This window comes from Kocuria sp. APC 4018 (genome assembly GCF_030407675.1).
Taxonomy (GTDB): Bacteria; Actinomycetota; Actinomycetes; order Actinomycetales; family Micrococcaceae; genus Kocuria; species Kocuria rhizophila.
In genome coordinates, this window is the sequence record NZ_JASDCY010000088.1 from 1 (window position 1) to 6,974 (window position 6,974).

At 72.7% G+C, this 6,974-nt stretch carries 7 protein-coding genes and 1 tRNA gene; 2 read left to right on the plus strand and 6 right to left on the minus strand.

What is annotated here, in order from left to right; all coding sequences use genetic code 11:
- The coding region (locus QL985_RS11530) for a glycosyltransferase family 4 protein (RefSeq protein WP_290147912.1) at window positions 1–1,210 on the plus strand (1,210 nt) is incomplete at its 5' end.
- Between the two features lie 166 nt (window positions 1,211–1,376).
- Here the strand turns inward: QL985_RS11530 and QL985_RS11535 are convergent.
- From QL985_RS11535 to QL985_RS11545, 3 genes are all read right to left on the minus strand, one after another.
- Entirely contained in the window at window positions 1,377–2,015 is a 639-nt protein-coding gene (locus QL985_RS11535) for a WbqC family protein (RefSeq protein ID WP_019309045.1), read from the minus strand.
- Window positions 2,015–2,692, minus strand: a complete 678-nt coding sequence (locus tag QL985_RS11540; RefSeq protein WP_082698341.1) for a PIG-L deacetylase family protein — start codon at window positions 2,690–2,692, stop codon at window positions 2,015–2,017. Before QL985_RS11540 ends, QL985_RS11535 begins: the two co-directional genes overlap by 1 nt.
- Window positions 2,693–2,832: 140 nt before the next feature.
- Window positions 2,833–4,272: a DUF2254 family protein gene (locus QL985_RS11545; RefSeq protein WP_019309043.1), complete on the minus strand. Its 1,440-nt coding sequence runs from the start codon at window positions 4,270–4,272 to the stop codon at window positions 2,833–2,835.
- Between the two features lie 218 nt (window positions 4,273–4,490).
- On the opposite strand from QL985_RS11545, the gene QL985_RS11550 reads away from it, so the two are divergent.
- A complete protein-coding gene (locus QL985_RS11550; RefSeq protein WP_019309042.1) occupies window positions 4,491–5,654 on the plus strand; it encodes a VanZ family protein in 1,164 nt (387 codons plus the stop codon).
- Window positions 5,655–5,713: 59 nt separating this feature from the next.
- Here QL985_RS11550 and QL985_RS11555 read toward each other — a convergent pair.
- From QL985_RS11555 to QL985_RS11565, 3 genes are all read right to left on the minus strand, one after another.
- Window positions 5,714–5,789, minus strand: a tRNA-Ala gene (locus QL985_RS11555).
- Between the two features lie 161 nt (window positions 5,790–5,950).
- Window positions 5,951–6,370, minus strand: a complete 420-nt coding sequence (rsfS, locus tag QL985_RS11560) for a ribosome silencing factor (protein WP_059281231.1) — start codon at window positions 6,368–6,370, stop codon at window positions 5,951–5,953.
- Window positions 6,371–6,397: 27 nt separating this feature from the next.
- Window positions 6,398–6,974 (minus strand): hypothetical protein (locus QL985_RS11565; RefSeq protein WP_290147920.1); only part of this gene is annotated, 577 nt, incomplete at its 5' end.

Genomic DNA, 6,974 nt, shown 5'->3' on the forward strand with positions numbered 1-6,974 from the left:
CCCGCTCCGGCTGGGTCTGGCCTTCCACGGTGACCCCTTCGACCCCGCGTCGTGGTCCGGCACGCCCCGCGGCATCGGGCAGGCGCTGCGGGCCCAGGGGCACGACGTCGTGGGGCTCAGTGCTCGCGCCGGCGAACCCGTGGACGCCACGGTGCAGCGGGTTCTGGCCGCCCCTCGGATGCTCCCGCGGATCGGCGCGGTCCGACGCGGCCAGCCGCTGCCGGAGGCCGTGGACCATGCCAAGTCCGCCGCGCGGATCGGCGCGGAGTACCGCGCGCTCGGGACGTTGCTGATGTCGCACGGGATCGCTCGCGCGGGCCACCTGGACGCGGTGCTGCGCCTCGGTACGTCCTTCGAGGTCCGCCACCCGAGAGTCATCACCTTCGAGGACCTCACGGTCCCCCAGGCCATCGAGGCCGGGGAGCTGGAGTGGGGCCGGGTCGGGGCCTGGACCCGTCGGATGCGGCTGCGGGCCCAGGGCAGGGCGTTCAGGAATGCGACCGCGTGCTGCACGGCCACGCCGTGGACGGCCCGCTCGGTGGTCGAGGACTTCGGGACGGACCCCGGCACGGTCTTCCCCGTGGGACTCGGCGCCAACCACGTGCCGGGGCCCGCGGGGCCGGAACCGGACCGGGCGGCGTCGTCCGCGAAGGACTGGAGCTCACCCCGCTTCCTGTTCGTGGGCAAGGCGTGGGAGGACAAGAACGGTCCCACGGTGCTCGCGGCGTTCGCACGGCTGCGCGACAGCCACCCGGACGCGCGGCTGGACCTCGTGGGCAACCACCCCCGCGTGGATCTCCCGGGCGTGACCGGGCACGGTTTCCTGCGCGCGGACGACCCCGACCAGCAGCGCCGGCTCGCCGCGCTCTACGCACACGCCACGTGCCTCGTGGTGCCCACCACGTTCGAGCCCGCGGGCATCGTGCACGTGGAGGCCGCAGCGGCCGGGGTCCCCAGCATCGGCTCCGCACGCGGCGGGGCGGCGGACATGATCGGCCCCGCCGGGCTCACGGTGGCCCCCGGGAGCGTCCCGGAGCTCGTCGCGGCCATGGACCGCATGGCCGATCCAGAGACGGCCCGCCGCATGGGCGAGGCAGGGCTCGAGCGGGCCCGGCTGTTCACGTGGGACCTCGTGGCGCACCGCATGCTTCAGGCCGGCGGTCTGGAACCGTACGACGACGCCGCCTGGCGGGGTCTCTTCCCGGCCTGAGGCTTCCCGCATCCTCGTGGCACGCCGCGCCACCTGATGTTCCGCGGCACGCGAGCCCACGCTGGTGCCCTGCGGGGCCGCCGGCTGCGCCCCCGGCGCCGGTCCGGGGCGACCGGACACCGGTGGTGGCCCGCGCCGGGGCCGTGCGCTGCGGTTCCGTTCGCCCTCAGGAGTGGTTCATGATCGCGGGCAGCGGGTCCTCGAGGTCGAAGAGCAGGCTCAGCACGGAGTCCCCCGTGACGGGCACGTGGTCGGACCAGGTGAGCGTCAGACCGTGGTCCGCGAAGTACTCCTCCGGGTGCTCCACCATGTAGGCGCGGCCACCGGATCCCGCGTAGTACTCGTCCCCGCCCACGGCCCTGACCTGCTCGATGAGCCGGTCGGTGGCCCGCTGCCGCGGCGGGTCCGTGAACAGCAGCGGGGTGGTGATGCCCAGCTCGTCCCGGATCATGTGGATCAGCTGCAGGTTGACCTCGTCCAGGGCGCTGCCCGTGAAACCCCGGATGCGTGACACGAGCGCCGGCCCCCGGTTCGCCCACTGCGGGGCACCGCGGTAGCGGCTCGTGATGACCCGCGCGAGGTTCTCCTGCCACCCGGCCATGACCTGCACGTCCGTGATCGGCACGAGCGCGGGCTTGCCCACGAGCCGGTGGGATGCCCACGTGCCCCGCATCCGCACACGGCGCTGGTAGCCCTGCTTCTGGAACTGGTCGTGCCGGGAGACGACGAACGCGTCCGAGACCGCCATCTTGTACCAGAAGCCCGAGTAGGGCAGCAGGTCCGGCTGGTGGATGGTGACCCGCATCAGCGCACGTGCCTGACGAGCGCGTACTGCTCCGCGTACGCCACCCCACGGACCCGCCCCAGTCCGGCGGCGAGGTCCTTGATCGCGGTGATCGGGTGGTTCTCCCCCGGGATCTCGGACTCGTAGCAGCGGCACGCCCGGGCCTTGCGCTCGGCCTGCTCCTTGCTCAGCGGCTCGAAGGTGTTCCAGCGCAGGTCGCTCGGGTAGAGGTTCACGTCGTACACGGCCACGTCGTAGACCAGCACGGACGGGGCGGACCAGTGCTCCGGGGACATGGACAGCCGGGCGGTGCGCATCCCGGCCTCGTAGACGGATATGTGGTCCTGGTGCAGGGAGGGGAACGGCAGGTACAGCTCGTCCGGTCGCAGCTGCGCACAGATCTCGTCCAGCTGCCGGACGAGAGCGGGCATGTCCGCTCCCACGGCGCCGTCCGGCAGGTTCAGCTCGCGGGTCCGCTCGACCCCCACGACCTCCATGGCGCTGCGGAACTCACGGCTGCGGGTCTCGTCCCCGGCCGCCACGACCACCACGGTGCACTCGTCCGGGAACTTGGCCAGCAGCCCCCCGCAGCCCATGCTCTCGTCGTCCATGTGCGGGGCTATGACCAGGCGTCTCATCGTGCGGCTTCCAGTGGGTCGGGGGGTGAGGGGGCGGGGTGCCGGATGTTCGTCGTCCATGCTATCCAGCGGCGCCCGGTTCCCCGTCACCCGTCACCCGACACGGACCGCGCGCGACGTGACGAGAGAACGAGAGGGGCCTGGGGTGCAGAAGTGCCAGGCAACCGTGCCGCCTGGTGGTCATGTCTGCTCCTCAGGCATCACCGGTCCCGCTGCACCCCGCGCGGCGTCAGATCGCCCAGGCCCTGCGCGTCCGTGCCCGCGGCCAGGCGACGGTCGAGCGGGTCCTGCCACCAGCCGTCGGTGCCGCGCTCCAGCGCGTCCAGGCGTTCCCGCAGCGGCGGGTGCTGCTCTGCCGGGGTGAGCGTCAGCAGCGTGGTGAACAGGGCGCGGAGCCTGCGCTGGACCTGCACGGAGGTGGTGCCGAACTGCCGGATCTCGTCCGTGGCCGCCGCCACGTGGTCCTCCCAGGAGTGCTCCCAGCGCCGCAGCAGCACGGCCTCCGGGTGCCGTGCCACGTCACGACGCCGCTCGCTGAGCCGCGGGGACACCCGCGCCAGGACGTCCTCGATCCGGTCCAGTGCCTGCACGGCGCGTGTGGGGTCGTTGACCGCCGGGGACAGGGCCTTCAACGCCATGTCCACCATGGCGCGGATCGCCCCGAAGGGCCCGGTGTCCGGGGAGAGGATGTCCCCGAACGCCACGGCGTGCTCGAGCTGCCGACGCTGCGCGGACGTCACGGGGGCGCTCGTGCGGAACAGCAGACCGCCGGGGGGCACGGGGGAGCCGATCTGCGGGACCAGTTCGATGTGCATGCCCCACGCGTCCTCGCAGTCCAGCAGCCGCGGGGTGTTCACGGCCAGCACGCAGTCCCCGCCGGTCCTGTCCCTGCGTGTGCCGGCCGCGCGCCGTCGGACCTCGTGCCCCTCCGGGACCGCACGCGTGTCCACCACGTCGGCGTGGGTGTGGAACCGGGCGGGGTCGTAGCGTGTGGCGTTCCAGCCGTCGCGGGCCAGCCGGCGCAGGAGCATCCCGGGGTTCAGCTGCTGCGTGACCCGCACGGACACGGCCAGGAACATGGTGCCGCTCGCGACGGTCGCCGCAACCGCCAGGACGGTGCCCACCCAGGGGCGGTAGGCGTCGTCGCGCACGGCGATGCTCAGGGCGATCAGCAGGGAGTAGCCGAAGGTGCCCACGAACGCCCCCAGCCCCCACTGGATCACCCGGTCCCCCTGGAACACGGGCACGATCCGCACGGACATGGCCGTGATCCCCAGGCTCATGGCCGTGGCCAGGGCCGTGAACACCAGACCAGCCAGCGTGACCATCGCACCGGAGACGATGCTCAGGATCGAGGCCACGGCCCCGGTGTCCAGGTCCGGGTAGCCGGGCACCGCGGAGCCCAGTAAGCGGTCGAGGAACGGCACCAGCACCCCCAGGGCGAGGGCCACGACGAAGACCCGGAAGGGGATGCCCCACATCGTCGCAACCCGGGTGTGGTTGCGCATCCGCTCCCACTCCCGCCGGTTGGCCGCGGTCTCGCGCGGAGCCGTGGCCGTCCGGGAGCTCCGCGTCCCCGCAGGGGCGGCGGTCGCGGTGTCCGGCGCGTCGGAGGCCGCCCCGGGTGACTCGTCGGGCATCGGTGGCTCCTCGTCTCGGGTCCCGTGGCCGCGAGAGGTCCCTCCCGCGGCCTGTTCGGCCCACCCTATCGAGCGCCCCGCAGCGACCAGCTCACACGACCGGGGGCGCTCGGCCGAGGGCCGCGTCCCGCGGCGAGCCCCGCCTGCCCGGGGACCAAAACACTTCCAGGCGGGGCACGCGCCCGCACGATCCGCCGACGAAGGAGAAGTGCCCGGAGATGGGCGAATGGACCTGGCCGCTCGCGATGGGACTCGCCGGCGGGACGCTGCTGTTCCTGCTGGTGCTCGTCCCACTGCTGGTGTGGCAGTACCGGCACTACGGCCGTCTGACCGTGCCCCGGCTGCTGGGTGCACTGGCCGTGAGCCTCTACGCGGCGGGGCTCTTCGCGTACACCATGCTCCCGCTGCCCGTGCCCGCCGAGCTGGACTGCACCGGGGGCAGCCAGGTGCAGCTGAGGCCGTTCCAGTTCCTCGCGGACATCGGGCACGAGACCGCGGGGCTGTCCGTCACGGGCATGCTGACCGCCCGGGTCACGCTGCAGGTGGTCTTCAACGTGGTGCTGTTCCTGCCCTGGGGCGTGCTGGTGCGCGGGTTCTTCAAGCGCGGCTGGGTGCTCGCCACCGTGACCGCGTTCCTGGGCTCGCTGCTGATCGAGCTCACGCAGTACACGGGCCTGTGGTTCCTCTACCTGTGCTCGTACCGCCTCGCGGATGTGGACGACCTGATCATGAACACCCTCGGCGGCCTCCTCGGGGCGCTGCTCGCCCCGCTGCTCCTCGCGTGGATGCCCTCCTCGCGGCAGGTCGCGAGCACCCGCTCAGCGCCGCGACCGGTCACCGTGTCGCGCCGCTGGTTCGGCATGCTTCTGGACTGGCTCGGCCTCGGGGTGATCGGCACCGCCGCCACCGTGGCGTGGGCGATGATGCTGCACGTCACGGGCTGGCAGCGGCCCGACCACGCCGTGGAGGTGCTCGTCACGGTGCTGCTGCCGGGTCTGCTGTGGATCGTGGTCCCGGCGCTGTCCGGGACCCGGGCGTCCGCGGGCCAGAAGACCGTGTGGCTGGCACCGGCCCTGCCCGGCGCCGACGACGCCGCCCGCGCGGCATCCCTGCCTCCCCGCACCGTGTCCGCGGGGCAGGCGCTGGCCCGCGCCGCGTCGGTCGGCGGGGTCTACGTAGTGGGCAGGACCGCCGAGGCCCTGCTCCCGGCCACTGCGGCGGGGCTGCTGGGCCTGCTCATCGGCCTGTGGCTGCTGGTGGCGGTGATCTCCGTGGTGCCCACGCGCAACCACCGGGGTCTGTCCTGCGCGTTCACGGGTCTGGAGCTGGTGGATGCACGGACCCTCGCCACACGGCAACCGGGCAGGCGCGACGCCCGGTAGGAGCGGGCGGGCATGAAAAATCCCCTCCACCGCGATCGGTGGAGGGGATTCTCCCTGTGTGGTGGAGCTAAGGGGACTCGAACCCCTGACCCCCTGCATGCCATGCAGGTGCGCTACCAGCTGCGCCATAGCCCCGTGCTTCCGGCGAAACTTTACCACGCTTCCATCACTGCCCGTTCACCCGGATTCTTCCTCCGGGCCACCGTGCGGCGGCGTCTGCGTTTCCGGTCTCCCCGTCAACGACTCGATCATTTTAGACAGGATGCGAGGGCCCGCGCAAATCAGCGGGAGGCGTCTCAGCCGACTCGCGTGGCGGCGTCGTCGTCGGCGCCCGGAGCGGCTCCGGCGGGTGCCTGCGGGAGCTGCACGTCGATGGCGGGGCTGTCCCCCCAGAGACGCTCGAGCGCGTAGAACGCCCGGTCCTCGTCGTGGAGCACGTGGATCACGGCGTCGCCGAAGTCGAGCAGCACCCAGCGGCCCTCGCCCTTGCCCTCGCGGCGCAGGGGGCGGCGGTCGAAGCGCTCGATCAGCGCCTCCTCCACGGCGTCCACCACGGCGGAGACCTGGCGCTCGTTGGGTGCGGACGCGACCATGAAGACGTCCGTGATGGCCAGGCTCTCGGACACGTCGAAGGCCACGATGTTCTCGGCCTTCTTCTGGTCCGCAGCCGCGGCGGCGGCGCGCACGAGAGCGATGGATTCGGTGGTGGCAGTCACAGGAGTGTGCTGTCCTTTCTGGTGGTTCTAGAGGATGAACATGACGAGGACGACCGCCAGGGCGGCGAGCACCACGAGGAGCAGGGTGATCAGCACCTTGGGCGCCGCGGTGCCCCGGGTGTACTCCTTGGGTTCGAGCAGCTCGAGACCCTCGGCGTCCACCGCGCGCACCGGCCCGGCGGGTGCCGGGGCGTCCGCAGCGCGGTCGGCGGACTCCGACGACGCCGCGGGAGCGTGCTCGTCGCCGGCCGCCTCCGTGTCCTGGTCGACGCGATCGCCGTCGCGGAGCCCCTCCGCAGCGCTGACGTGCTCCGCGGGAGTCCCGCGGTCGTGGTCGTGCTCGGACCGGGCGGTGCCGTCCGAGGTCCGCTGCGCACCGGTGGTGGGCTCCTCGGCGGGCGGCGGAGACGGGATCGCAGGGATCTGCGTGGTCACCGGACCGTAGTGCACCGCGGAGGCGGGCAGGGAGGCGGGATCCGCCACGCGCGATCCCAGATCCATCCCACCGGCCGTGGCCTGCGCCGCACCCGGGAACGTGATGGTGAAGTACTTGCTGCCGGCCGGCTCCGACGCGGCAGGAGCGGCTCCCCGCCCGGGTGTCCCA

Excerpts from the sequence above, each read along its gene's own strand:
- QL985_RS11540 (WP_082698341.1), bottom strand. The coding sequence starts at position 2,692 with ATGGACGACGAACATCCGGCACCCCGCCCCCTCACCCCCCGACCCACT.
- QL985_RS11535 (WP_019309045.1), bottom strand. The coding sequence starts at position 2,015 with ATGCGGGTCACCATCCACCAGCCGGACCTGCTGCCCTACTCGGGCTTC.
- QL985_RS11545 (WP_019309043.1), bottom strand. The coding sequence starts at position 4,272 with ATGCCCGACGAGTCACCCGGGGCGGCCTCCGACGCGCCGGACACCGCG.
- QL985_RS11550 (WP_019309042.1), top strand. The coding sequence starts at position 4,491 with ATGGGCGAATGGACCTGGCCGCTCGCGATGGGACTCGCCGGCGGGACG.